Here is a 23,832-nt window from a genome sequence, read left to right on the forward strand (position 1 = left end):
AGCCCGGCTAACCGTTTTCGGCGATGTCCTCGAGCACCGCGAGCATCGTCCGGGCCGGCACCCCGGTGCCACCCTTGGGGGTGTAGCCCCACGGCCCGCCGGTGTTGTACGACGGGCCCGCGATGTCGATGTGCACCCACTGCACGCCCTCGGCGACGAACTCGCGCAGGTACACCCCGGCGACCAGCATCCCGGCGAACCGCGTCGAGCTGACGTTGGCCAGATCGGCGACCGTGGACTTGAGGTCCTCCTTGAGCTCATCGGGCAGCGGCATGGGCCAGCCGTTCTCGCCGACGGCCTGGGACAGCCGCGCCACCCGATCGCGGAACTCGTCGGAGCCCATCACGCCGGGGATCCGCGCGCCCAGCGCGACGGTCTGGGCGCCGGTCAGCGTGGAGGTCTCGATCAGGTAGTCCGGGTCGTCCTCGCAGGCCCGCACGATGGCGTCGGCCAGGATCAGCCGGCCCTCGGCGTCGGTGTTGAGCACCTCGACGGTGGTGCCGCCGTACTGGGTCAGCACGTCACCGGGGCGCTGCGCGGTCGACGACGGCATGTTCTCGGCCATCGGCACGGTGGCGATGACGTCGATGGGCAGCTCGAGCTGGGCGGCCAGCGCGACGGTGGCGATCACCGCGGCCGCGCCGCCCATATCGGAGGTCATGTGGTGCATGGAGGCGGCCGGCTTGATCGAGATGCCGCCGGTGTCGAACGTGATGCCCTTGCCCACCAGGGCGACCGTCTTGGCGTCGGCCCGGCCCGAGCGGTGGATCAACCGGACCAGCCGCGGCGCCCGCGCCGAGCCCTGCCCGACGCCGACGATGCCGCCGAAGCCGGCCTCCTCGAGCGCCTTGCGGTTGAGGATCTCCACCTCGAGGCCCACCGACTGACCCAAAGCCTTGGCGCGCTTGGCGAATTCGGCCGGGTACAGGTGGCTCGGCGGGGTGTTGACGAAGTCGCGGGCGGTGGCCACCGCGGTGCCGACCGCCGCCGCGCGGGCAGCCCGCTTCTTGGCGTCCTTGGCCTTCGACAGCACGGTGATCTTGCGCAGGCCCTTGTCCTTGGGGGCGGTCTTGGCGCTGCGGAACTCGGTGAACCGGTAGGAGCCCAGGATCAGACCCTCGACCGTCGCCTCCAGGTTCAGCTCGCCGAGGGTGGTGAACACCGCCTCGGTGCCGTTGAGCGAGCGCGCCGCGGTGCCGGCGGCGCGGCGGACCACGTCGTCGGGCCACTCATCGCGCCCCTTGCCGAGGCCCACGGCCAGCACGCTGCCGAACGGCAGTGACGGCGCCACCACGCGGGTCACCTGATCGGCGCCGCCCTTGGCGCCCAGCGCCGCACAGCCGGCCTCGATCTCGGCGACCGCGCCGGCGTCGAGGAATTCGCCGGCGACCACGGTGGTCTTGGCGTCGGGGTTGTCCGGATCGCCGCTGATCACACCGACGATCAGCACATCCGAACTGTCGTCGCTCTTGGGCAGCGCGGTGGCGACGGTGACGGCGGGGGACTGGTAGCCATATTTGGTGCTCACGGCCATCACCCTATCCGTCGGGCGGTACACGGCTAGGCTCGATCTCCGTGACCGACAACTCAGCTGACCTGCTGCACGGGCCCCTCGAGGACCGCCACCGCGAACTCGGCGCGAGCTTCGCCGAGTTCGGCGGCTGGCTGATGCCGGTGTCCTACGCCGGGACCGTCAGCGAGCACACCGCCACCCGCACCAACGTGGGCCTGTTCGACGTCAGCCACCTCGGCAAGGCGTCGGTGAAGGGGCCCGGCGCGGCCGCCTTCGTCAACTCCACGCTGACCAACGACCTGAACCGGATCGGACCCGGCAAGGCCCAGTACACGATGTGCTGCACCGAATCCGGCGGCGTCATCGACGACCTGATCGCCTACTACGTCGCCGACGACGAGATCTTCCTGGTGCCGAATGCGGCCAACACCGCGGCCGTGGTCGCGGCGCTGAGCGAGGTTGCGCCGCAGGGCATCACGGTCACCGACGAGCACCGCTCGCTGGCCGTGCTGGCCGTGCAGGGCCCGCGCAGCGCCGAGGTGCTGACGGCCCTGGGCCTGCCCACCGACATGGACTACATGGGCTACGCCGACGCCGAGTACGCCGGCGTGCCGGTGCGGGTGTGCCGCACCGGGTACACCGGCGAGCAGGGCTACGAGCTGCTGCCGCCCTGGGAGCAGGCCGCCCCGGTGTTCGACGCGCTGGTGGCCGCCGTCGGCGAGGCCGGGGGTGAGCTGGCCGGCCTCGGCGCCCGCGACACGCTGCGCACCGAGATGGGCTACCCGCTGCACGGCCACGAGCTGTCGCTGGACATCACGCCCGTGCAGGCCCGCTGCGGCTGGGCGATCGGCTGGAAGAAGGAACAGTTCTGGGGCCGCGCGGCGCTGCTGGCCGAGAAGGAGGCCGGCCCGCGCCGACTGGTGCGCGGCCTGCGGGCGGTCGGGCGCGGCGTGCTGCGCCCGGAGCTGACCGTGCTGGCCGACGGCACCCAGGTGGGCGTCACCACCTCGGGCACGTTCTCGCCGACGCTGAAGACCGGGATCGCGCTGGCGCTCATCGACACCGCCGCGGGCCTCGAGGACGGCGCGCGGGTGACCGTCGACGTGCGCGGACGGGCGCTGGAGTGCGAGGTCGTCCGCCCGCCGTTCGTCGACGTCCGCCCCCGATAACCCGTTGGCGCGCAGTTATACAATTCCCCCATGACCAACGGCCCTCTTGAGTTCTCGCTTGCCCGCAACCCGAGCCCGGCAAGCGACGACGTAAGGGCGAAGATTCTGGGCGACCCGGGGTTCGGCCGCTTTCACACCGACCACATGGTGTCGATCAGCTACAGCGACGGCCGTTGGCACGACGCGCAGGTGGTCCCGTACGGGCCCATCGAACTGGACCCGTCGGCGATCGTGCTGCACTACGCCCAGGAGGTCTTCGAGGGGCTCAAGGCCTACCGCTGGCCCGACGGCACCATCGTGTCGTTCCGGCCCGAGGCCAACGCCGCCCGGTTGCGCACCTCGGCGCGGCGGCTGGCCATCCCGGAACTGCCCGAGGATGTGTTCATCGAGTCGCTGCGTCAGCTCATCGCCGTCGACGCCGACTGGGTCCCGCCGGCCGGCGGCGAGGAGTCGCTGTACCTGCGGCCGTTCATCTTCGCCACCGAACCCGGCCTGGGGGTGCGCCCGTCCAACGACTACCGCTACCTGGTGATCGGCTCGCCGGCCGGGGCGTACTTCAAGGGCGGCGTCAAACCCGTCAGCGTGTGGCTGTCCACCGAATACGTGCGCGCCAGCCCGGGCGGCACCGGCGCGGCGAAGTTCGGCGGCAACTACGCGGCCTCGCTGCTCGCCCAGGCCGAGGCCGCCGAGCACGGCTGCGACCAGGTGGTGTGGCTCGACGCGATCGAGCGCCGCTACATCGAGGAAATGGGCGGCATGAACCTGTTCTTCGTGTTCGGCAGCGGCGGCTCGGCCCGGCTGGTGACCCCGGAGCTGTCCGGCTCGCTGCTGCCGGGCATCACGCGGGATTCGTTGCTGCAGTTGGCCACTGACGCGGGCTTCGCCGTCGAGGAACGCAAGATCGACGTCGAGGAACTGCGCAAGGGCGTGGCCGACGGCGAGATCACCGAGGTCTTCGCGTGCGGCACCGCCGCGGTCATCACCCCGGTGTCGGTGGTCAAGTACGACGACAACGGCGGCGAGGCCGAATTCACCGTCGCCGACGGCGAACCCGGTGAGGTCACCATGGCGCTGCGCGACACCCTGACCGGCATCCAGCGCGGCACCTTCGCCGACACGCACGGCTGGATGGCGCGGCTCAGCTAGCCGATCGCCAGGCCGAGCGCGGTCAGCGTCGCGGTCACCTCGACCGCGGCGCCCAGCACGTCGCCGGTGATGCCGCCGAACCGGCGCACGCAGTGCCGCACCAGCAGCGCGACCAGCACCAACACGGCCAGCACCACCGCCGGGCCCTGCCACGGCCGCCCGGCGGCGAAGCCCGCGGCCACGGCCAGCGCGACGACCCACGCCGCGACCACCCAGCGCGGCTGCGTGCCCGCGGCCATGGCGCCCAGGGTGCTGCCGGGGGCGGCCGGCACCCCGCGGCGGCACACCGCCACCGCCGCGACCCGCCCCGCGGCCACCGCCACGACGATGCCCAGCCAGGACAGTTCGGTGAAGGTCAGCGCCTGCAGCGCGATCGCGAGCACCACCGCGGCCACCCCGAAGGGCCCCGCGCCGCCGTCGCGCATGACGGCCAGCGCCCGCTCGGGCGGGCCGTAGCAGCCCAGGCCGTCGGCGGTGTCGGCCAGGCCGTCGAGGTGCAGCCCCCGGGTCGCCAGCAGCAACACCGCCACGGCCAGCAGTCCGCCGATCGGGTTGCCCGCGCCGAACAGCGCCGCGCCCGCGCACACCACCGCGGCGGCCAGCGCGCCCAGCGCCGCCCCGACCAGCGGCAGCGCGGTCACCGCGCCCCGGCCGAACGGTGCCCCGCCGCGCAGCGGCAGCACCGTCGCGAACGCGAAACTGGTTGTCAGCGAGCCGATCACGAATCCGGCTGACCGGAGATCCCGGCGGAGTCGAAGGTCGCCATCGACGCCAGGGTCGCCGTCGCGGCCCGCAGCACCGGCAGCGCCAGCGCCGCGCCGGTGCCCTCGCCCAGGTGCAGTCCGAGATCGAGGATGGGCTGCAGTTCCAGCTGCGCCAACGCCAACGTGTGGGCCGGTTCGGTGGACCGGTGCCCGGCCTGCCACCAGGCGCGCGCACCGGGGGCCAGCGCCTCGGCGGCCAGCGCGGCGGCGGTCACGACGATCCCGTCGAGCAGCACCGGGGTGCGGCGCACCGCGGCCTGGGCCAGAAAACCCGCGATCGCGGCCAGATCGGCGCCGCCGCCCACCCGCAGCAGGCCCACCGGATCCGAGCGCACCGGGTGGGCGCGGTAGAGCGCATCGCGCACCGCGGCGGTCTTGCGCATCCAGCCCGCGTCGTCGATCCCGGTCCCGCGGCCGATCGCCGCCACCGGTTCGGTATTGGTCAGGGCGCACACCAGAACGGTTGCCGCCGTGGTGTTCCCGATCCCCATGTCGCCGGCGATCAGCAGGTCCGCGCCGGAGTCCACTTCCTCGTCGGCGATGGTCTTGCCCGCCTCGAGCGCGGCGGTCACCTCGTCCTGACTCAACGCGTCCGCGGTGGCGATGTCACCGCTGGAACGGCGCACCTTGTGCGCGCTGAGGATCGGGTCGTCCGAGTCGCCGTCGACGGCGATGTCCACCACCCGCACGCCGGCCCCGGCCACCTCGGCCAGCACGTTGATCGCCGCGCCGCCGTCGGCGATGTTGCGCACCATCTGGGCGGTCACCTCGGGCGGATACGCCGAGACCCCGCCCCGGGCGACGCCGTGATCGCCGCAGAACACCACCACCCGGGCCCGCTCGAACTGTGCCGGCGGACAACATCCCTGGCAGCCGGCCACCCAGGCGGACAGGTCCTCGAGACGCCCCAGCGAGCCGGTCGGCTTGGTCAATCGGTCCTGGCGGGCGCGGGCGGCCGCGACGGCGTCGGCGTCCGGTGCGGCCACCTCGGGAAACACCGAGGCCGCCATCAGGCTGCTGCCATCGGTGTTCAGGAGATCGGGTCGCCGCGGTTGACCAGCGGCTTCGGGGCGCGCATCCGGCGCAGCTGCGAAGCCCGCCCGGCGGCGTAGAAGCCGAGCCGCCAGTTGCTCTCGGTGTTGTCCGGGAACTTCGCGTCCACCATGTTGTTGACACGGCGGGCCAGCCAGATGGCGTCGATGGCCATCAGCGCCATCAGGATCAGCATGGCGGGGGAGATGTAGTACTGCACCTGCGGCACCGCGAGCATCGAGAAGATCATCAGCAACGCCGCGGGCATGAACAGGCCCAGCAGGTTGCGCCGGGAATCCACGATGTCGCGGACGTACCGGCGGACCGGCCCCTTGTCGCGCGGCAGCAGGTAGCCCTCCTCGCCGGCCATCATCCGCTCGCGGTTCTCGTTCAACCGGCTGCGGCGCTCGAGGCGCGCGGCCTTGCGCTCGGCCTTGGACAGCTTGGGTCCGGCGAGTTCCTTGCGGCGCTTGCGGGCCTCGGCCGTCGTCATCGGCGCGGGGGCCACCGGGCCCCTGCGGCGGCGCTCGTCACGCTTGGGCGTCGGGCGGCCCTTGGGCGCGGTGGTCCTGGTTGATTCGGCCGTCTCGACGTCCGAGGTTTCCTCGACGGTCGACTCCGAACCGGGTTCGTCAGCCGGGTTGGTGTCGCCGTCGCCGTTCTTTCGACCCAGCAGCTTCACGCCTGCCAGGTTACTTCGCAGCATCGGGTGCTCCGGCACATACCCGGCCGCGCCGGCCGGACAGTCGGCAGAACTACGGGAATAGCAGGGCGAGGAGGTACCGTTAGAAAAGTCGGTGGTAAGTGTGGTCACCGCGACCCACCCGCCGGAAAGCAACCCGCATGGGAACCCGAGGGAGAAGGTAATGACTGTTCAGGACGAGTCGGCGACCACCACGCATGGTGTGATCCTGACCTCTGCCGCCGCCGCCAAGGCGAAGTCACTGCTCGACCAGGAGGGCCGCGACGACCTGGCGCTTCGTATCGCCGTGCAGCCGGGTGGCTGCGCCGGACTGCGGTACAACCTGTACTTCGACGACCGGACGCTCGACGGCGACCTGACCGTCGAGTTCGAGGGCGTCAACCTGACCGTCGACCGGATGAGCGCGCCGTACGTGGAGGGCGCCTCGATCGACTTCGTCGACACCATCGAGAAGCAGGGCTTCACCATTGACAACCCCCAGGCCACGGGATCGTGCGCGTGCGGGGACTCGTTCAACTGATCGACAGCTAGAACGCCCCGGCCGTCCGCAGGACGTAGGAACACACCAAGATCTGGTTGTCGTAGCTCAGCAGCTGGGCCACGCCCTGACGTTCTGTCGGACCGCCGCGGGTGCCGCGCGCCGGTTCGGTGCGCATGGTGAACAGCACCTGCGCGCTGTTCGGTGACGCGAACACGATGGCGTCCACCGAGGTCACCTCGGCACTGGAGAACTGTTTCTCGAACGCGTCGCTGGACATCTTGGCCAGCGCGTCGTCGGACCGCCGGTCCTTGACCCCCTCGTAGATCCCGCACAGCGTGTTGCGTGCGATCACTTCCAGATCCTTGTTCGACAGCGCGTCCAGGTAGGTCTGGATGGCCCGCTGCGCGCTCTCGGTGGTGATCTGGCCCCCGGCCGCCGCCGTCGACTTCTCCCCGCCGGCGAACACCAGCGCGGCCACGATGCCCGCCACCGCCGCCAACACCACCAGGCCCGCGGCCAGCACCGGCCAGCGCGGGCGGCGCGGATAGGCCACCGGGGGAGGCGGCGGTCCGGCATAGGTGGGCCCGTAGCTGGGCGGCACCGGATACTCCCCGGAGGGGTCGTTACCCTGGTGCGGCGGATACGGGCCGGCCATGGCTTTCCCTCCCAGGTGATGCGTGAGTCGGGCGGACGGGAACGTCGGTCGAGCCAGGTTATCGCAACCCGGCACTGACCAACGCGACCGTGGCTGCCGTTAGGCTTGGCTGGTTCGACCATCGATGAAGGGCGGAGAACTTCGTGACAATTGCCGTGACCGGGTCCATTGCCACCGACCATTTGATGCGGTTCCCGGGCAAGTTCTCCGAACAGCTCCTGGCCGAACACCTGCAGAAGGTGTCGCTGAGCTTCCTGGTGGACGACCTGGTGGTCCGTCGCGGCGGAGTCGCGGGAAACATGGCCTACGCCATCGGCGTGCTGGGCGGCGACGCCGCGCTGATCGGCGCGGCCGGCGCGGACTTCGCCGAGTACCGGGCCTGGCTGGAGGCCGCCGGCGTGAACTGCGCGCACGTGCTGGAGTCGACGACCGCGCACACCGCGCGCTTCGTCTGCACCACCGATCTGGAGATGGCCCAGATCGCCTCGTTCTACCCCGGCGCGATGTCGGAGGCCCGCAACATCTCGCTGGCTGACTACGTATCCGCAAGCGGCGCACCGGAATTGGTGATCGTCGGCGCCAACGACCCGGACGCGATGTTCGCCCACACCGAGGAGTGCCGCAAGCTCGGTCTGCCGTTCGCGGCGGATCCGTCGCAGCAGCTGGCACGGTTGTCCGGCGAGGAGATCCGCCGGCTCATCGACGGCGCGGAGATCCTGTTCACCAACGACTACGAGTGGGACCTGCTGCTGAGCAAGTCCGGCTGGACCGAGGCCGATGTGATGGGCCAGATCGGGCTGCGGATCACCACCCTGGGCGCCAAGGGCGTCGACGTGGTGCATCCGGACGGCACCACGCTGCACGTCGACGTCGTGCCGGAGACGGTGCAGACCGATCCGACCGGTGTCGGCGACGCGTTCCGGGCCGGCTTCCTGACCGGGCGCAGCGCGGGTCTGGCCTACGAGCAGTGCGCGCAGCTGGGTTGCCTGGTCGCGGTGCTGGTCCTCGAGACCGACGGCACCCAGGAGTGGACCTGGAACCGCGACAGCGGCCTGGCCCGCCTCGAGAACGCCTACGGCGCCGAGGCGGCCGGGGCCATCGCCAAGGCCCTGGCGTAACGGCCCGGGCCTGACGACTCAGAGCTCGACGGGGTAGGTCGGTTCGCTGATCTGCGGGGTGATGGACCGCTCGACGACGATCGCGTGCCAGAGCATGAAGATCAGCACCGTCCACAACCGTCGGCTGTGATCGCTGACGCCGGTGCGGTGCTCGTCGAGCATCCGGCGCACCGCGGCGCGGTCGATGAACTCGTCGGTCTGCGAGGCCTCGATCAGCTGCTGCGACCACTCGAGCAGCTCGCCGGCCCGCAACCAGTGCCGGATGGGCACCGGGAAACCGAGCTTGGCGCGGTTGAGCACGTGCGCGGGCACGATGGGCTCCAGCGCGCGGCGCAGCGCGTACTTGGTGGTGGTGCGGGTGATCTTCTGCTCCAGCGGCAGCCGCGCGGCGACCGCGAACACCTCGGGGTCCAGGAACGGCACCCGTAGTTCCAGCGAGTTGGCCATGGTCATCTTGTCGGCCTTGACCAGGATGTCGCCGCGCAGCCAGGTGAACAGGTCGATGTGCTGCATGCGCGCCACCGGATCCCAACCCTGCGACTCGGCGTAGATCGGCGCGGTGACGTCGGTGTGGACCCACTGCTCCCGGAAGCCCGGTAGCACGGCGCGCAGTTGCGCGTCGCTGAAGCTGCGCGCGTTGCCGTAGTAGCGCTCCTCGAGCGTCAGCGAACCGCGGTGCAGCAGGCTCTTGCCGCGCATGCCCTCCGGCAGCGGTCCCGACAACTTGCCGACGGAGCGGCGCAGCCCCTTGGGCAGAAAATCGAACGGCTTGAGCGACAGCGGTTCCCGGTAGATGGTGTAGCCGCCGAACAGCTCGTCGGCGCCCTCCCCGGACAGCACCACCTTCACGTGCTTGCGGGCCTCGCGGGCGATGAAGAACAGCGGGACCAGCGCCGGGTCGGCCACCGGCTCGTCGAGGTACCAGACGATCTGCGGCAGCGCCTCGACGAACTCGCCCGGGCTGACCACCCTGGTGACGTGCCGGGCGCCGATCGCCTCGGCCGAGGCCACGGCCACGTCCACCTCGGAGAAGCCCTCGCGCTCGAACCCGGCGGTGAAGGTGATCAGGTTCGGGTTGTGCCGGATGGCCAACGCGGCGATCGCGGTGGAGTCGATGCCCCCGGACAGGAACGCGCCGACGGTGACGTCGGCACGCATGTGCTTGGCCACCGAGTCCTCGAGGACGGCGGTGATCTCGTCGTAGCGGGCCTGCGCGTCCTCTTTGCGGGCGCCGAACGGGACCGCGGCGAAGCGCGGCACGAAGTAGCGCGTCACCTCCGGGGCCGCGCCGGGGCGCACCCGCGCGTAACAGCCCGACTCCAGCCGGCGCACCCCGCGGTGCAGCGTCTCCGGTTCCGGGACGTACTGCAGCACGGTGTAGTGCTGCAGGGCGCGCTCGTCGATCGCGGTGTCCAGGCCCAGCGGTCCGGCCAGTTCCAGCAGACACTTCTTCTCGCTGCCGACGGCCGTGCCGCTCGGACCCGTCGCCATGAACAGCGGCTTGATCCCGAACGGGTCGCGCGCGCAGAACAGCTCGGCGGTCTCGGTGTCCCAGATCGCGAAGGCGAACATGCCGCGCAGCCGGGTCAGCGCCGCCGGGCCCCAGTGGTGATAGGCCGCGACGATGGTCTCGCTGTCGCCCTCGGTGGCGAAGACCACATCGAACTCGGAGCTCAGTTGCTCGCGTAGTTCGAGGTAGTTGTAGATCTCCCCGTTGAACACCAGCATGTAGCGCTGCGGGGCCTCCGGGGGTCCCCAGCGCAGCGGCTGATGGCTGTGGGCGATGTCGATGATCGAGAGCCGGTTGAACCCGAGCACCGCGCGGTCATCCGACCAGGTTCCGGGCTCGTCGGGACCGCGGTGTCGCATCAGATGTGATGCGCCCGCGACGGTCTCCACGATTTCGCTGGTGACGGACCGATCCGGGTCGCACACCAGGGCAAGCAGTCCGCACATTGGTGGCAAGTATGCCGCACTCCGGGCGGTGTCATCGCGGCAGGACCGACGACGCGTGGGCCCAATGGGGTAGGTGTGTCGCGCCCGGTGGAAAGGCGTGGTCTACGCTGCGTAGTATTCGATTCGCGACGCGTGCGTATGCGATTGGATTGACTGGAACTCATACAGGAGGCACCGACGTGAAAACCCGCGGGCAGGCCTTGTCACAAGGTCGTTCTCGTCGGTTCCGGATGGTGGGTCTGGCGGCGACGCTGGGCCTGCTGGCGGTCACCCTGAGCGGCTGCAGCTGGCAGGACGTCATCGGTCTGGGTTGGCCCAAGGGCATCACCCCCGAGGCGCATGCCAACTACAACCTGTGGATCGGCTCGGTCATCACGGCGTTCGTGGTCGGCGGCATCGTCTACGTGCTGCTGTTCTGGACGTCGGTTTTCCACCGCAAGAAGGACACCGACACCGACTTCCCTCGCCAGTTCGGCTACAACATGCCGCTGGAACTGGTGCTCACCGTCATCCCGTTCCTCATCATCTCGGTGCTCTTCTACTACACCGTGGTGGTGCAGGAGAAGATCATGAACATCGACCCGAACCCTGAGGTCGTCGTCGACGTCACCGCCTTCCAGTGGAACTGGAAGTTCGGCTACCAGAGCATCAACTTCGCCGACGGCACCTACAGCTACGAGGGTGCCGACGAGGAGCGCAAGGCGGCCATGGTCTCCCGGCCCGAGGCTCATCCCGACAGCGACCACGAAGTCCGCGGCGCGATCGCCGGGCTGGACCCTGAGGACCGCTCGTACCTGAACTTCAACGACGTCGAGACGCTGGGCACCAGCGAGGAGATCCCGGTGCTCGTGCTGCCCGTCGGCAAGCGCATCGAATTCCAGATCGCCTCGTCCGACGTGATCCACGCCTTCTGGGTGCCGGAGTTCCTGTTCAAGCGGGACGTCATGCCCAACCCGGTGGAGAACAACTCCCAGCACATCTTCCAGGTCAGCGAGATCACCAAGACCGGTGCGTTCGTCGGGCGCTGCGCCGAGATGTGCGGCACCTACCACGCGATGATGAACTTCGAGGTCCGGGTCGTCGAACCGAACGACTTCAAGGCCTATATGCAGCAGCGCATCGACGGGAAGACCAACGCCGAGGCTTTGGCGGCGATCAACCAGGCGCCGTTGGCAGTCACCACCCAGCCGTTCGACACGCGGCGCGGTGAGCTGGCGTCCGGACCGCGGAACTAAGGGACGAGGGGACGCCTCATGCATATCGAATCCAGGTTGTTCGAGATCCTCACCGCGTTCTTCGTGGTGACCACCGTGGTCTACGCCGTGCTCACGGCCATGTACGCCGACGGTGGCGTCGAGTGGGCGGGCACCACCGCGCTGGCGCTGTCCGGCGGGCTGTGCCTGATCATCGGCACCTTCTTCCGGTTCGTGGCACGACGGTTGGACACCCGGCCCGAGGACTACGAGGACGCCGAGATCAGCGACGGCGCCGGCGAGCTGGGCTTCTTCGCCCCGCACAGCTGGTGGCCGGTGTCGCTGGCGCTGTGCGCCTCGGTCACCGCGGTCGGCGTGGCCCTGTACCTGCCCTGGCTGATCTTCACCGGGTTCGTCTTCCTGATCATGGGCGCGGCCGGCTGGGTCTGGGAGTACTACCTGAAGCCCGAGAAGCACTGATCCCGCCCCATCCGCGGCAAAGGTCACAATCGTGGCGCGACACGGCGTGCCACCTCACTGTCGGATCGGTTCGACGCCCTCGGTTGGGTAGTGTGGCCGGGGCGCAAACCGAACGGTTGTGCCCGTCGCGGGTGATCTAGTCGAGAAGGACAGGCGAAGATGAGCGGGCCGAATTCTCCGGAACCGGGCTCTGCGGGCGATCCGGACGACCTCACCGCCGGCGAAGTGCCGCCGGAGGAGTTCCCGTCGCAGGCCTACTCCGCACCGGAGTCCGAGCAGTTCGTCTCCGGGCCCTATGTGCCCGCCGATCCGAGTCTCTACGACTACGACAGCTATGACGCGGCCACCGAGGTGGTCGCCGACGAGGCGCCGCCGCGCTGGCCCTGGGTGGTCGGGGTCACCGCCATCATCGCCGCCATCGCGCTGGTGGTCTCGGTGTCCCTGCTGGTGACCAGCACCGACACCGACACGTTGGCCACCCCACAGACGTCCACGCCGACGACGCCGCCGGTCCAGGACGAGATCACCACGCCGGAGCCGCCGCCCCCGCCGCCCCCGCCGCCTCCGCCGCCGAGCGAGGAACCGCCGCCGCCCCCACCGCCCGAGCCGCCGCCCCCGCCGCCGCCGGAGACCGTCACGGTGGTCCCGGAGCCGCCCCCGCCTCCTCCGCCGCCAAGCGAGGAACCACCCCCGCCGCCGGCGACCACCGAGGAGCCGCCGCCGCCGACCACGACGACGCGCAGCGGGCCGCGTCAGGTCACCTATTCGGTGACCGGCACCAAGGCCCCCGGCGACATCATCTCGGTGACCTACGTCGACGCCTCGGGCCGTCGGCGCACCCAGCGCAACGTGTACATCCCGTGGTCGCTGACCGTCACGCCCATCTCGCAGTCCGAGGTCGGCTCGGTGCAGGCCTCCAGCCTGTTCCTGGTGAGCCAACTGAACTGCTCGATCACGACCAGCGACGGCACCGTGTTGTCGTCGAATTCCGGCAACGCGGCGCAGACGAGCTGCTGAGGGGTCCGAGAAGGTATGAACTCACGTCCTGGCAGTGACCTGTTCCGCACACCGGAGAACGTCGACCGCACCCTGATGGCCGCCTGCGCGGTGGTGTGGCTGCTGGTCCTGGGCCTGTTCGTGGCCGCCGGGGTGGCACTGGCCAACCTGGGACAGAGCCGCCCGCAGGACGCCGACGGGGGCGGGACGCCCTGGCTGCTCTACACGGTGATCGGGATCTCGGCCGCGGTGATCGTGGCCGCGGTGCCGCTGCTGCTGCGGGCCCGCAAGACGGGCACGGGCACCTCGTCCGCCGCCCCGGCCGCCGCCCGTGCGGGCAGCCCGGTGCGCACCGCGGCGCCGGTCGCCGCGGCGGGCCGTCCACCCGCGGCCGCCCCCAATGCCGCTGCGCTGGACCGGATCTGGTTGCGCTGCGGACTCTCGGTGCTCACCGCGGCCGGTGTCGCGATGTGCGCCGTCGCGATCGCCACGCACCTGATGGCCGTCGACTCGGTCGTGGCGTCCTGGGTGCTGTACGCGGTGGCCGCGGTCATCACCGCCGCGATGGTGGTCATCCCGCTGTACTTCCTGCGCGAACTGCAGGCCCAGGTGGGCCCCAGCGCCTGACGCCGCGGCGTGTCACCATCGAGACGATGAATGAGCACGCCGCCCTTGCCGACAACCGGGCCAACTGGGATCAACGCGCCGACGTCCACGCCCGCTCCCGCATGTACGACGTGGACGGCTTCCTGGCCGACCGCACGGCCATCTCCGACGTGGTGCGGCGCGATCTCGCGGTGCTGGCCCCGCACCTTCCGGATTCCGGGGTACGGGGGCGGTCGCTGCTGCATCTGCAGTGCCACATCGGCATCGACACGGTGTCGTGGGCGCGCCTGGGCGCCGCCGGGGTCGCGGGCCTGGACCTGTCGCCGAACTCGCTGCGGCACGCCCGCCGGATTGCGGAGGCCGACGGCCGCGACGTCGACTGGATCGAGGGCGACGCCCGGCGTGCCGCCACGCTGACCGACCGGCGCTTCGAGATCGTGGTCACCAGCGCGGGCACCATCGTGTGGCTGCCGGAACTGCGGTCCTGGGCGCGGTCCATCCACGATTTGCTCGTGCCGGGCGGGGTGTTCCTGATCCGCGACGACCACCCGATCCTGGCCGCCATGGAGTTCACACCCTGGCAGATCACCGACGATTATCTGGCCGGGGGAGGGGAGCGGGTCTATCGCGACGACGGCAGCTATACCGAGGACTCGGCCGGGCAGATCACGCAGACCACCAACCACGAGTGGCGCCACGATCTCGGCGAGGTGCTGGGGTCGCTGCTCGCGGCGGGGTTGCGCATCGAGGCGTTCGCCGAGTTGCCGCAGATGGACTGGCCGGCCTTCGAGGGGTTGGTGCCCGGGCCCCAGGGTTGGACGCTGCCGCCGGGTGCGCCGCGGATCCCGCTGAACTTCGCGGTCGTCGCCCGCCGGATCGACTGATCGCCCGAAAGGTCAGGGCCGTCACCGGAATCCGGTGACGGCCCCGAACCGTTGGTGTCGCGGTCGACGGCTAGTGGTGCCCGTCGGATCCGTTGCCGTTGCCGCCGTGCTCGCGGTCCTGGTACTCCTTGAGCGCGGTCAGAGCGCGGTGCTCCGCGGCGTGGGCGGCCTCGCCGAGCGCCCGATCCTCTTCGAGCGGATCCGGTCTCAGGAAGCTGCCCGAACCCGGTTCGCCGGCCGAGCCCAGCTTGTTCATCTTCTTCGGCAGTGCCGCACCCTGGTACTCGAGCGGGATCGGATGACCATGCTCGTCGACCGGGCCCAGCGGCTGGTGCAGCTCGATGTAGGCACCGTGCGGCAGCCGCTTGATGATGCCGGTCTCGATGCCGTGCTCGAGCACCTCGCGGTCGCTGCGCTGCAGGGCGATGGCCCACCGGTAGGCGATGAAGAAGATCAGCGGCGGCAGCACCACCGCGCCGATGCGCCCGATCCACGTCGTCGCGTTCAGCGAGATGTGGAACTTCAGCGCGATGGGGTCGTTCATCGCGGAGAAGGTCAACACCATGTACAGCGCGATGGCCATCGCGCCGATGCCGGTGCGGACCGGAGCGTCCCGCGGCCGCTGCAACAGGTTGTGGTGCGCGTTGTCGCCGGTGAACTTCTTCTCCAGGTACGGCCACACGATCAGCAGCCCGAACACCAGGCCCATGCCCAGGGCCACCCAGGTGGAGGCCGGGATGGTGTAGTTGCCCGGGTAGAGCTCCCAGTTCGGGAAGATACGTGCCAGACCCTCGGTCCACATCATGTAGAAGTCGGGCTGGCTACCCGCGGAGATCTGCGACGGCCGGTAGGGACCGAGGTTCCAGATCGGATTGATCTGCAACAAGCCGCCCATCAGGCCCAGGACACCGACGGTCATCGCGAAGAACGCACCGGACTTCACCGCGAACACCGGCATGACGCGCACGCCGACGACGTTCTTCTCGGTGCGGCCGGGGCCGGGGAACTGGGTGTGCTTCTGGAACCACACCAGGGCCATGTGGGCGCCGATGAGCGCCAGCATGATGCCGGGCAGCAGCAGGATGTGCAGCGCGTACATCCGCGGGATGATGATCTCGCCCGGGAAGTCACCGCCGAACAGCGCCCAGTGCAGCCAGGTGCCGATCACCGGCATGCCCAGGGTGATCGAGGAGAACGAGGCGCGCAGGCCGGTGCCGGACAGCAGTTCGTCGGGCAGCGTGTAGCCGAAGAAGCCCTCGAACATCGCCAGGATCAGCAGCAGCGAGCCGATCACCCAGTTGGCCTCACGCGGCCGGCGGAACGCGCCGGTGAAGAAGATGCGCGCCAGGTGCACCATGATCGACGCGGCGAACAGCAGCGCGGCCCAGTGGTGGATCTGCCGGACGAACAAGCCGCCGCGGACCTCGAAGCTGATGTTCAGCGCCGTCTCGTAGGCGCGGGACATCTCGACGCCGCGCAACGGCTGGTACACGCCGTCGTAGACGACGTGTGCCATGGACGGATCGAAGAACAGCGTCAGGTAGACGCCGGTGATCAGCAGGACGATGAAGCTGTACAGCGCGATCTCGCCCAGCAGGAACGACCAGTGCGTGGGGAAGACCTTGTTGAGGATTCCGCGTCGAACGGCCGCCGAGGGGTGGTAGCGAGAGTCGATCGCGTCGCCCTGTTTGGCCATTACCTCGCCGAGTTTCGGACTCATGATTTGCGCTCCCAGAAGGCCGGACCGACAGGTTCGATGAAGTCACCATTGGCCACCAGGTAGCCCTCGGTGTTGATCGTGATGGGCAGCTGCGCCAGCGCACGTGCGGCCGGGCCGAACGTCGGGCGAGCGAACTCCAGCGCGTCGAACTGCGACTGGTGGCACGGGCACAGGATGCGGTAGCTCTGCTGCTCGTACAGCGACGAGGGGCAGCCCAGGTGCGAGCACACCTTCGTGTAGGCGAACAGGTCGCCGAAGTTGAAGCTCTCCTGGCCCTGCCGCTTGACCACGCGGCTCATGTCCTGCGACTTGATGCGGATGAGCATGACCGGGTTGCGGACGCCCATCTGGATCGCGGTCAGCTTGTGATGCGAATCGACGGTGGTGCCGTCGCCGTCGGAATCACGCAGCGGGAACACGGTTTCCATGCCGCCGGCGTCGATGTCCTCGGGACGCATCTTCACGAACGGGGCGTGGCTGTCGCCGGTCGCCCGGGCGAGGTAGATGGTCTCGCCGTGGTAGCGCGGGGTCCACCCGGAGGTCCACAGCACCGCCTTCTTGCCCTCGGCCGTCGGGACGACGGGCTTCCACGGGTTCTTGATCAAGCCGCCCGCGAAGGCCACCAGCGTGCCGAGCCCGAAGGCGCCCAGACCCAGGCCCATCGAGGCGCCGATGATCTTGCGTCGCTTGATCGTCGACCCCTCGAGGGCGTCGGTCAGGTTGGCGACGATGGTCTTGCGGTCGAACTCCGAGGACGCGCCGTCGTGGCGGTCCTGGATGGTGATCTCCTGCGGGATGAACTTCTTCTGGAAGAGCACCGCGCCGATGCCGATCGCCAGGATCGACAGCCCGAAGGTCAGGCCGTACATCGGCGTGGCCAGGGCGTACCACCAGCTGTCCGGATCGAATTCCCAAGGCCAGAACAGGAATACCAGCAGCAGAGCCAGGCCGCACAGCCCGCCGAACAGCAGCCAGCCGGCCACCGAGCGCTCGGCGCGCTTCTCGGCCCGCGTGCCCTCGATGGGCCAGCGGGGCTCCTTGAAGACGATGTCGACACCGTCTTGCTTGCCACCGAGTGCGAGCAGCTCTTCTCGCGACATCGCCGCCAACTGTTCGTCGGTCGGTTTCGCACCCTGGTTGTCGGTCATGCCCTTGCCCCGATCCACATTGTGATTCCGATCATCACGGTGATGCCGAGGATCCAGATCACCATTCCTTCAGACGTGGGTCCCAGCCCACCCAGGCCGTATCCGCCGGGGCTCTTGGCCTCAGAGACGTTGCGGACGTAGCTGATGATGTCCGTCTTCTCTTCGGGGGTGAGCTGCCGGTCGGAGAACTTCGGCATGTTCTGCGGCCCGGTGAGCATCGCGGTGTAGATCACCTGGGGATTGGCGTCTCCGAGTGCCGGCGCGTACTTGCCGGACGACAGCGCGCCGCCCTGACCGGTGAAGTTGTGGCACGAGGCGCAGTTGAGCCGGAACAGGTCACCGCCGCGCGCGAGGTTGCCGTGGGTCAGCGACTCCTGGGCGATCTCACCGTTGGCGTCGCGGACCACCATGGGGCCGCCGCCGTTGGCCTGGACGTAGGCGCCCAGCGCGTCGGTCTGATGCTCATCGAAGTTCACCGGCTTCTCCGGCGCCTGCTGGTGCAGGCTCATGGCCGGCATGCGTCCGGTGGAGACCTGGAACCAGACGGCCGCCTCGCCGACGCCGACCAGGCTGGGACCGCGATCGTGCACGCCCTGCAGGTTGGCGCCGTGGCAGCTGATGCACGACGTTTCGTAGAGCTGCTTACCGGTGCGGATCAGTGCCGACTGTGATTCGTCGGCGACCGCCACCTGGGGCTTGGGCGTCAGCACGGCGGCCAGACCGCCCGCCAGCGCCAAGGCGATCAGCAGCAACGTCCCGGCCGTCAGGCGACGGCGCCACCGCCGCCGGGACCGGTCACCGTTGGCCGATCCGATCAAGCGCGAGATATTCAACCGAGCTCTCCTGTTCATGGCCGCGTGAACTATCGGACGAAGTAGATCGTGGCGAACAGCGCAATCCAGACGATGTCGACGAAGTGCCAGTAGTAGGACACAACGATCGCCGCGGTGGCCTGCGCCGGCGTGAACTTGCTCATCGTGGTGCGCACGAGCAGCAGCACGAAGGCGACCAGACCGCCGATGACGTGCAGGCCGTGGAAGCCGGTGGTGAGGTAGAAGACCGAGCCGTATGCGCTACCGGGGATCGTCGTCCCGTGCTGCACCAGGTGGATGTACTCGTAGCCCTGCCCGAGGACGAAGAACGTGCCCATCAGCAGGGTGATGAAGTACCACCGGCGCAGCCCGAAGACGTCGCCGCGCTCGGCGGCGAACACGCCCATCTGACAGGTGAACGACGATGCGATCAGCACCAACGTCACCGGTACGGCCAACGCGAGGTTCAGCTCGGTTGGGGGCGGCGGCCACTCGCCGCCGGCCTGTGCGCGCGCGACGAAGTACATCGCGAACAGTCCAGCGAAGAACATCAGCTCACTGGAAAGCCACACGATGGTGCCGACACTGACCATGTTTGGCCTGTTCAGCGAATGCACGCGCGACGTGATTGCAGTCCCAGAGGTACCCACAGCACTCGTCACGCCTAGAAGTATGACGCTTTGTAGTTGTCGAACTCCACCCGGGGATGCATTTGGGTCCAAGTGTCGCCCTCCCAGATGCTCCGGGCGAGCCGCGACGTGGGAATATCGGGGTTGTGACTGACACCGCCGCGCGGCCGGAATCCGCCGCTCCCGCCTGGCCGACGATCCTGGGCCGCCTGACCGAACTGCAACCGCTGGCCACCGGCGAGGCCGGTTGGGCCATGGAACAGATCATGACCGGGGTGGCCACGCCCGCGCAGATCGCCGCGTTCGGGGTCGCCATGAAGATGAAGCGCCCGACCTCCGCGGAGGTCAACGAGTTGGCCGAGGTGATGCTGGCCCACGCCGTGCACCTGCCGACCGCCCAGACCGGCATCGAGGCCGTCGACATCGTCGGCACCGGCGGCGACGGCGCAAACACCGTGAACCTGTCCACGATGGCCGCGATCGTGGTCGCGGCCTGCGGCGTGCCCGTCATCAAGCACGGCAACCGCGCGGCGTCGTCGCTGTCCGGCGGCGCGGACACCCTCGAGGCGCTCGGGGTGCGCATCGATCTGGGGCCCGACGAGGTGGCCCGCTGCATCGCCGAACTCGGCATCGGCTTCTGCTTCGCGGCCAAGTTCCACCCGTCGTTCCGGCATTCCGGCGGACCGCGGCGCGAGATCGGCGTCCCGACCGTGTTCAACCTGTTGGGACCGCTGACGAATCCGGGGTCGCCGCGCGCGGGTCTGATCGGCTGCGCGTTCGGGGATCTGGCCGAGGTGATGGCCGGCGTGTTCGCCACCCGGCGCAGCAGCGTGCTGGTGGTGCACGGGGACGACGGCCTCGACGAACTCACCACGACGACGACCTCGACGATCTGGCGGGTGCAGGCCGGGACCATCGACCGGCTGACCTTCGACCCGGCCGGCTTCGGTTTCAAGCGCGCGCAACTCTCGGAGCTTCGCGGGGGCGACGCGGCGCACAACGCGGAGGTGGCGCGGTCGGTGTTCGCCGGCGCCCACGGCGCGGTGCGCGACGCCGTTCTCCTCAACGCCGCCGGCGCGATGGTGGCCCACGCCGGGCTCTCGGCGGGTGCGGACTGGTTGCCGTCCTGGGAGTCGGGCCTGGCGCGGGCCACCGAGGCGATCGACTCCGGGGCGGCCGAACAACTGCTCGCCAAGTGGGTGCAGCTCAGCCAGAAGCTCGCAGCGCCGAACTGAGCGCGCCGCGCCGGGGCGGATCCCGATCGGCGTCCGCGTCGCGGTGCTGCTCGGCGGCCAGCCGCGCCGACCGGGCGGCGGCCGCCCACCCGGCCAACCGGCCCGCGCCGTGTCGCGAGGACGTCCAACCCTGGCTGGTGCGCACGATCCGGGTGCCCGGCGTCGTCAGCCACCGCGCGATCAGCGCGGTCTCCTCGACCAGCGCGCCGCCCAGCGGGGCCGGCTCGCTGAGGATGGTCTGCGCGCCGGCGCACAGCGCCGCCACCACCGGCATCGGCGGGACCCCGCGTCGCGCGGTGCCCGCCGCGGCCAGCTGACCGCGGCGTACGACCGCCAGCTGCCAGCCGCCGGCCCCGTCCGGCGCCGCGGCCACCAGCTCGTCGATGGCCACCAGCGAGGCCAGGCGTTGTCCGCGCCAGGCGGTCTCGATGGCCAGGGCGGTGTGATCGCGCAGCCGCGCGGCGTTCTCGTAGAGGCCGCGGCGCGCCAGCGCGTCCACCTCGGCCACCGCGGCGTCCAGCGGCGCGTTGTCGGCGCCGGCCAAGATGTCCGCGGCTCGCGCCGCCACGGGCGCGTAGTCGGCCGCCGAGATGTCGCGCGGCGCCGGGCAGGGGGATAGCTCGCGTTCCGGGCAGGACGGACCGTGGCGGGCCGAGCGGCCCAGGCGGGTGGTGCAGGTCCGTACGCCGGCGAACCGGGCCAGCAGCGCCGCGGTCTGCGCGACATCGGCGCGGGACCGGAACGGCCCGAGCGCACCCGGGTGCCGCGGCCGGCGGACCACCACGAAGCGGGCGAACGCCTCGTCCGACAGCGCCACCCACCACCAGCGCTGCGGGAACTTGGAGCGCCGGTTGAACGGCGGGGCGTGCGCGGCGAGCAGCCGCAGCTCACGCACCCCGGCCTCCAGCGCATGCGCGCATTCGACGTGGTCCACGGATTCGGCCAGCGCGACCATCTCTCGCATCCGCGCCCGCGAGTCCGACCCGTTGAAGTACTGCCCGACCCGGCGCCGCAGATCGGTGGCCGTGCCGACGTAGAGCACCTCCGCTGACGGGCCGCGGAACAGGTAGACGCCGGGGGCGCGGGGCAGCTGGGTGGCCAGCCCGCGCTTGGCCCGTTGCGCGGGGGTGACGTCGGGCAGATACGAACGCAGCGCCGGATACGTGCGCACGCCCTGATTGCCCACGCGCTCGATCAGGCGGTGCAGGACGTCGACCGTGGCGCGCGCGTCGTCGAGGGCCCGGTGCGTCGGGGTGGTGGCCGCGCCCAGCAGGCGGGCGAGGTCGGCGAGCCGGACGCTGGGCGCCTCGTCGCGGGTGAGCACGCGGCGGGCCAGCCGCACCGTGCACAACACCGGCGGACGCGGCCACGCGATGTCGCACTGCGCGGCGGCCGCGCGCAGGAATCCCATGTCGAATCCGGCGTTGTGGGCCACGAGCACCGCGCCACGCGCGAACTCGAGGAACATCGGCAGCACCGCCTCGATGGTCGGCGCGGCGCGCACCATCGCGGTGGTGATACCGGTCAGATGGACGATCTGCGGCGGGATGGATCGACGCGGATCGACAAGTGTGGCAAATTCGCCGAGCACCTCGCCGCCGCGCACCTTCACCGCGCCGATCTCGGTGATCGCATCGCACGCCCCGCCGGGTTGTTTCGGGGCGGCGCGTCCCCCGGTGGTCTCGAGGTCCACGACCACGAAGGTGGTGTCGCGCAGGGAGAGGTCCGCGGACGGGTCGAAGTCCGCGAAACTCAGCTGCCCCCCATCCGACGAACGCATGTTCGAATACGTTAGAGCCCGGGGCGGACATTTACCGCGCCGACGCGCGCCGACGCGCGCCGGGGCGGGTTGTCGGTGCCCTCGGTTAGCGTCCGGCTACAGCCAGCCGCCACGGCGGAAACGAGAGATGGGACGCGGCATGACGGAGATAGGGAAGCTGCCGGTACGGCACGGCGGAGGCGATCGCGGCCACGATCACGACCATGTTCACGACCACGAGGGGCGCTCCGATGCTGCGGACCCCGTGGTCATCGACTGCGACGACTGTGCTGTCCGCGGGTCGGGCTGCCACGACTGCGTGGTCAGCGTGTTGCTCGGGGTGCCGGATGAGTTGCTGGCCGATGAGCGGGCGGCGCTGGAGGTGCTCGCGGAGGCCGGCATGGCGCCGCGGCTGCGGCTGGTGCCGGTGCGGCGCGGCCCGCACCACGGTGTGGCCTGATTCACCTTCGGCGGGTGCCGCGGGATGGGCGTGCCAGTGGGCGCCCGGCCTGTAACTCCTGCTAGATTGGCAACTTCTGTTGGACAACGCCGATATCGTTTCGTAACCTATTCGAGACCTAACGCGGTCGGGGGCGACGCGGAAACGGCACAACGCAGACAGTTGTAAGCAGTTTTAAGGACGCGAATCTTGAGGATCGACGGCACGCTCTGGACCGATCGCATCATCAACCGACCCCTCAAACGGACCGCAATCTGCCTGATTGCCGTGTTGACCGTGCTGAGCGGGGCATTCGCCTCGGCGGTGTATGCGGACCCGCAAGAAGATGCCCTGGCAAAGTTGACCGAACTTTCCCGCGAGGCCGAACAGACCACCGAGGCCATGCACGCCGCGCAGCTCGACCTCACCGAGAAGCTCGAGGCCCAGGCCGCCGCCGAGCAGAAGCTGGCCGCCGACCGCGCCGCCGTCGAGGCCGCCCGGGCGCAGCTGTCGACCTATCAGGCCGGGGTCGACAAGTTCGCCGCCGCCACCTACATGGGTGGTCGGACCTCCGGCTTCAACGCCATCCTGACCGCCGAGTCGCCGCAGGGCCTGATCGACAAGATGGCCGTGCAGCGGGTGATGGCCAACGAGATGTCCTCGCAGATGGCCAACTACCGCAGCGTCAGCGAGCAGGCCAAGGCCGCCGAGGCCGCCTCCGTGCACTCCGCCGCCGAGGCGAAGACCGCCGCGGAGCAGGCCGCCGCCGTGCGCGCCGATCTGCAGTCCAAGCAGAGCGAGCTGCAACTCAAGATCGCCGTGGTCCGCTCGCAGTACAACACCCTGACCCCGGATCAGCGGGTCGCGCTGGCGGACCCGGGCCCCGTCCCGCCGGCCGCCGCGCCCGGTCCGGAGATCCTGGCGCAGGGTCCGGAAGGCATCCCGGCCGGCGATATCGCGCCGCCGCCGGAGGCCGCCGTGGTGCCCGCGCCGGGTGGCGGATCGCCGCAGGGCGCCATCGCCGTCCAGGCCGCGCTGACCCGGGTCGGATCGCCGTACTCCTGGGGCGGTTCGGGCCCGAGTGCCTTCGACTGCTCGGGACTGGTGATGTGGGCGTTCCAGCAGGCCGGCATCTCGCTGCCGCATTCCAGCCAGGCGCTGGCCCGCGGTGGCACCCCGGTGTCGCGGGACCAACTGCAGCCCGGCGACGTGGTGAACACCTACTCGGACGCCTCGCACACCAGCATCTACGTCGGCGACGGCATGGTGGTGCACGCCTCTACCTACGGTGTGCCGGTCAAGGTGGTGCCGTTGGACGGCGCCGGACCGTTCTACAACGCGCGCCGTTACTGAGCCGGCCGTCACCGAACCCGCAGTCCCCGAGCCCGCCGACT

At 70.1% G+C, this 23,832-nt stretch carries 22 protein-coding genes and 1 pseudogene; 12 read left to right on the top strand and 11 right to left on the bottom strand.

All coding sequences use genetic code 11. The features are described 5' to 3' along the window. Nucleotides 1-7 precede the first annotated feature (7 nt). Complete coding sequence (locus EL338_RS09520; protein WP_126333539.1) at nt 8-1,537, bottom strand: leucyl aminopeptidase; 1,530 nt, start codon at nt 1,535-1,537, stop codon at nt 8-10. A 32-nt stretch (nt 1,538-1,569) separates the two neighbouring features. On the opposite strand from EL338_RS09520, the gene gcvT reads away from it, so the two are divergent. Together gcvT and EL338_RS09530 are read left to right on the top strand one after the other, a co-directional pair. After that, on the top strand, nt 1,570-2,682 hold the full coding sequence (gcvT, locus tag EL338_RS09525) for a glycine cleavage system aminomethyltransferase GcvT (RefSeq protein WP_126333540.1): 1,113 nt from the start codon (nt 1,570-1,572) through the stop codon (nt 2,680-2,682). 30 nt (nt 2,683-2,712) lie between these two features. After that, on the top strand, nt 2,713-3,828 hold the full coding sequence (locus tag EL338_RS09530) for a branched-chain amino acid aminotransferase (RefSeq protein ID WP_126333541.1): 1,116 nt from the start codon (nt 2,713-2,715) through the stop codon (nt 3,826-3,828). Here EL338_RS09530 and EL338_RS09535 read toward each other — a convergent pair. The 3 genes from EL338_RS09535 to EL338_RS09545 are packed head-to-tail and all read right to left on the bottom strand — an operon-like array spanning nt 3,825 to nt 6,306. Beyond that, nucleotides 3,825-4,550: an adenosylcobinamide-GDP ribazoletransferase gene (locus tag EL338_RS09535; RefSeq protein ID WP_126333542.1), complete on the bottom strand. Its 726-nt coding sequence runs from the start codon at nt 4,548-4,550 to the stop codon at nt 3,825-3,827. The two genes, EL338_RS09530 and EL338_RS09535, sit on opposite strands and share 4 nt — an antisense overlap. After that, a complete protein-coding gene (gene cobT, locus EL338_RS09540) occupies nt 4,547-5,602 on the bottom strand; it encodes a nicotinate-nucleotide--dimethylbenzimidazole phosphoribosyltransferase (RefSeq protein ID WP_126333543.1) in 1,056 nt (351 codons plus the stop codon). Before cobT ends, EL338_RS09535 begins: the two co-directional genes overlap by 4 nt. A gap of 20 nt (nt 5,603-5,622) precedes the next feature. Next, entirely contained in the window at nt 5,623-6,306 is a 684-nt protein-coding gene (locus EL338_RS09545) for a DUF3043 domain-containing protein (RefSeq protein WP_235666422.1), read from the bottom strand. A 184-nt stretch (nt 6,307-6,490) separates the two neighbouring features. On the opposite strand from EL338_RS09545, the gene EL338_RS09550 reads away from it, so the two are divergent. After that, the gene (locus EL338_RS09550; RefSeq protein ID WP_126333545.1) at nt 6,491-6,847 is read left to right on the top strand and encodes a HesB/IscA family protein; all 357 of its coding nucleotides are present in this window, start codon (nt 6,491-6,493) and stop codon (nt 6,845-6,847) included. 7 nt (nt 6,848-6,854) lie between these two features. On the opposite strand, the gene EL338_RS09555 is transcribed toward EL338_RS09550, so the two are convergent. After that, nucleotides 6,855-7,463, bottom strand: a complete 609-nt coding sequence (locus tag EL338_RS09555) for an Rv0361 family membrane protein (RefSeq protein WP_126333546.1) — start codon at nt 7,461-7,463, stop codon at nt 6,855-6,857. Between the two features lie 143 nt (nt 7,464-7,606). On the opposite strand from EL338_RS09555, the gene EL338_RS09560 reads away from it, so the two are divergent. Beyond that, complete coding sequence (locus EL338_RS09560; RefSeq protein WP_126333547.1) at nt 7,607-8,581, top strand: carbohydrate kinase family protein; 975 nt, start codon at nt 7,607-7,609, stop codon at nt 8,579-8,581. A gap of 18 nt (nt 8,582-8,599) precedes the next feature. Here the strand turns inward: EL338_RS09560 and asnB are convergent, their stop codons facing one another. Beyond that, nucleotides 8,600-10,537, bottom strand: coding sequence for an asparagine synthase (glutamine-hydrolyzing) (gene asnB / locus EL338_RS09565; RefSeq protein ID WP_126333548.1), 1,938 nt, complete (start codon nt 10,535-10,537; stop codon nt 8,600-8,602). Between the two features lie 230 nt (nt 10,538-10,767). On the opposite strand from asnB, the gene ctaC reads away from it, so the two are divergent. From ctaC to EL338_RS09590, 5 genes are all read left to right on the top strand, one after another. Beyond that, a complete protein-coding gene (gene ctaC / locus EL338_RS09570; RefSeq protein WP_126333549.1) occupies nt 10,768-11,772 on the top strand; it encodes an aa3-type cytochrome oxidase subunit II in 1,005 nt (334 codons plus the stop codon). A gap of 18 nt (nt 11,773-11,790) precedes the next feature. Beyond that, nucleotides 11,791-12,210 carry a cytochrome c oxidase subunit 4 gene (locus EL338_RS09575; RefSeq protein ID WP_126333550.1) on the top strand — a complete coding sequence of 140 codons (420 nt, stop codon included), beginning with the start codon at nt 11,791-11,793 and terminating at the stop codon, nt 12,208-12,210. 159 nt (nt 12,211-12,369) lie between these two features. Next, nucleotides 12,370-13,227: an MmpS family transport accessory protein gene (locus EL338_RS09580; RefSeq protein ID WP_126333551.1), complete on the top strand. Its 858-nt coding sequence runs from the start codon at nt 12,370-12,372 to the stop codon at nt 13,225-13,227. A gap of 15 nt (nt 13,228-13,242) precedes the next feature. Continuing rightward, on the top strand, nt 13,243-13,833 hold the full coding sequence (locus EL338_RS09585; RefSeq protein WP_126333552.1) for a DUF2561 family protein: 591 nt from the start codon (nt 13,243-13,245) through the stop codon (nt 13,831-13,833). A 26-nt stretch (nt 13,834-13,859) separates the two neighbouring features. Then, nucleotides 13,860-14,696 carry a class I SAM-dependent methyltransferase gene (locus tag EL338_RS09590; protein ID WP_126333553.1) on the top strand — a complete coding sequence of 279 codons (837 nt, stop codon included), beginning with the start codon at nt 13,860-13,862 and terminating at the stop codon, nt 14,694-14,696. Nucleotides 14,697-14,766: 70 nt separating this feature from the next. Here the strand turns inward: EL338_RS09590 and qcrB are convergent, their stop codons facing one another. From qcrB to ctaE, 4 genes are read right to left on the bottom strand one after another with little or no spacing between them, the layout of a single operon-like run. Beyond that, nucleotides 14,767-16,416, bottom strand: a complete 1,650-nt coding sequence (qcrB, locus tag EL338_RS09595; RefSeq protein WP_126333554.1) for a cytochrome bc1 complex cytochrome b subunit — start codon at nt 16,414-16,416, stop codon at nt 14,767-14,769. Continuing rightward, the gene (gene qcrA / locus EL338_RS09600) at nt 16,413-17,564 is read right to left on the bottom strand and encodes a cytochrome bc1 complex Rieske iron-sulfur subunit (RefSeq protein WP_126333555.1); all 1,152 of its coding nucleotides are present in this window, start codon (nt 17,562-17,564) and stop codon (nt 16,413-16,415) included. Before qcrA ends, qcrB begins: the two co-directional genes overlap by 4 nt. Next, nucleotides 17,561-18,397 carry a cytochrome bc1 complex diheme cytochrome c subunit gene (qcrC, locus tag EL338_RS09605; protein ID WP_435404899.1) on the bottom strand — a complete coding sequence of 279 codons (837 nt, stop codon included), beginning with the start codon at nt 18,395-18,397 and terminating at the stop codon, nt 17,561-17,563. Before qcrC ends, qcrA begins: the two co-directional genes overlap by 4 nt. Nucleotides 18,398-18,426: 29 nt before the next feature. Then, nucleotides 18,427-19,038 (bottom strand): aa3-type cytochrome oxidase subunit III, encoded by a 612-nt coding sequence (ctaE, locus tag EL338_RS09610; RefSeq protein ID WP_126333557.1) that lies wholly within the window; start codon nt 19,036-19,038, stop codon nt 18,427-18,429. Between the two features lie 44 nt (nt 19,039-19,082). On the opposite strand from ctaE, the gene trpD reads away from it, so the two are divergent. Beyond that, on the top strand, nt 19,083-20,240 hold the full coding sequence (gene trpD, locus EL338_RS09615) for an anthranilate phosphoribosyltransferase (RefSeq protein ID WP_126333558.1): 1,158 nt from the start codon (nt 19,083-19,085) through the stop codon (nt 20,238-20,240). Here the strand turns inward: trpD and EL338_RS09620 are convergent. After that, nucleotides 20,121-22,020: pseudogene (locus EL338_RS09620) on the bottom strand (DEDD exonuclease domain-containing protein); the annotation flags it as partial. The gene trpD and the pseudogene EL338_RS09620 sit on opposite strands and share 120 nt — an antisense overlap. A gap of 139 nt (nt 22,021-22,159) precedes the next feature. Between EL338_RS09620 and EL338_RS09625 the strand changes: the two are divergent. Next, a complete protein-coding gene (locus EL338_RS09625; protein ID WP_276006039.1) occupies nt 22,160-22,459 on the top strand; it encodes a hypothetical protein in 300 nt (99 codons plus the stop codon). 189 nt (nt 22,460-22,648) lie between these two features. Next, the gene (gene ripC / locus EL338_RS09630) at nt 22,649-23,791 is read left to right on the top strand and encodes a peptidoglycan hydrolase RipC (RefSeq protein ID WP_235666423.1); all 1,143 of its coding nucleotides are present in this window, start codon (nt 22,649-22,651) and stop codon (nt 23,789-23,791) included. The last annotated feature ends 41 nt before the right edge of the window (nt 23,792-23,832 follow it).

The organism is Mycolicibacterium chitae (genome assembly GCF_900637205.1).
In the GTDB taxonomy this organism is placed as follows: Bacteria; Actinomycetota; Actinomycetes; order Mycobacteriales; family Mycobacteriaceae; genus Mycobacterium; species Mycobacterium chitae.

Bases quoted from the DNA above. Each gene is read 5' to 3' on its own strand.
- EL338_RS09625 (WP_276006039.1), top strand. From the start codon at position 22,160: ATGACGGAGATAGGGAAGCTGCCGGTACGGCACGGCGGAGGCGATCGC.
- EL338_RS09575 (WP_126333550.1), top strand. From the start codon at position 11,791: ATGCATATCGAATCCAGGTTGTTCGAGATCCTCACCGCGTTCTTCGTG.
- EL338_RS09555 (WP_126333546.1), bottom strand. From the start codon at position 7,463: ATGGCCGGCCCGTATCCGCCGCACCAGGGTAACGACCCCTCCGGGGAG.
- EL338_RS09585 (WP_126333552.1), top strand. From the start codon at position 13,243: ATGAACTCACGTCCTGGCAGTGACCTGTTCCGCACACCGGAGAACGTC.
- EL338_RS09550 (WP_126333545.1), top strand. From the start codon at position 6,491: ATGACTGTTCAGGACGAGTCGGCGACCACCACGCATGGTGTGATCCTG.
- EL338_RS09580 (WP_126333551.1), top strand. From the start codon at position 12,370: ATGAGCGGGCCGAATTCTCCGGAACCGGGCTCTGCGGGCGATCCGGAC.
- ctaC (WP_126333549.1), top strand. From the start codon at position 10,768: ATGGTGGGTCTGGCGGCGACGCTGGGCCTGCTGGCGGTCACCCTGAGC.
- qcrB (WP_126333554.1), bottom strand. From the start codon at position 16,416: ATGAGTCCGAAACTCGGCGAGGTAATGGCCAAACAGGGCGACGCGATC.
- asnB (WP_126333548.1), bottom strand. From the start codon at position 10,537: ATGTGCGGACTGCTTGCCCTGGTGTGCGACCCGGATCGGTCCGTCACC.
- trpD (WP_126333558.1), top strand. From the start codon at position 19,083: ATGCATTTGGGTCCAAGTGTCGCCCTCCCAGATGCTCCGGGCGAGCCG.
- cobT (WP_126333543.1), bottom strand. From the start codon at position 5,602: ATGGCGGCCTCGGTGTTTCCCGAGGTGGCCGCACCGGACGCCGACGCC.
- EL338_RS09530 (WP_126333541.1), top strand. From the start codon at position 2,713: ATGACCAACGGCCCTCTTGAGTTCTCGCTTGCCCGCAACCCGAGCCCG.
- qcrA (WP_126333555.1), bottom strand. From the start codon at position 17,564: ATGACCGACAACCAGGGTGCGAAACCGACCGACGAACAGTTGGCGGCG.
- EL338_RS09590 (WP_126333553.1), top strand. From the start codon at position 13,860: ATGAATGAGCACGCCGCCCTTGCCGACAACCGGGCCAACTGGGATCAA.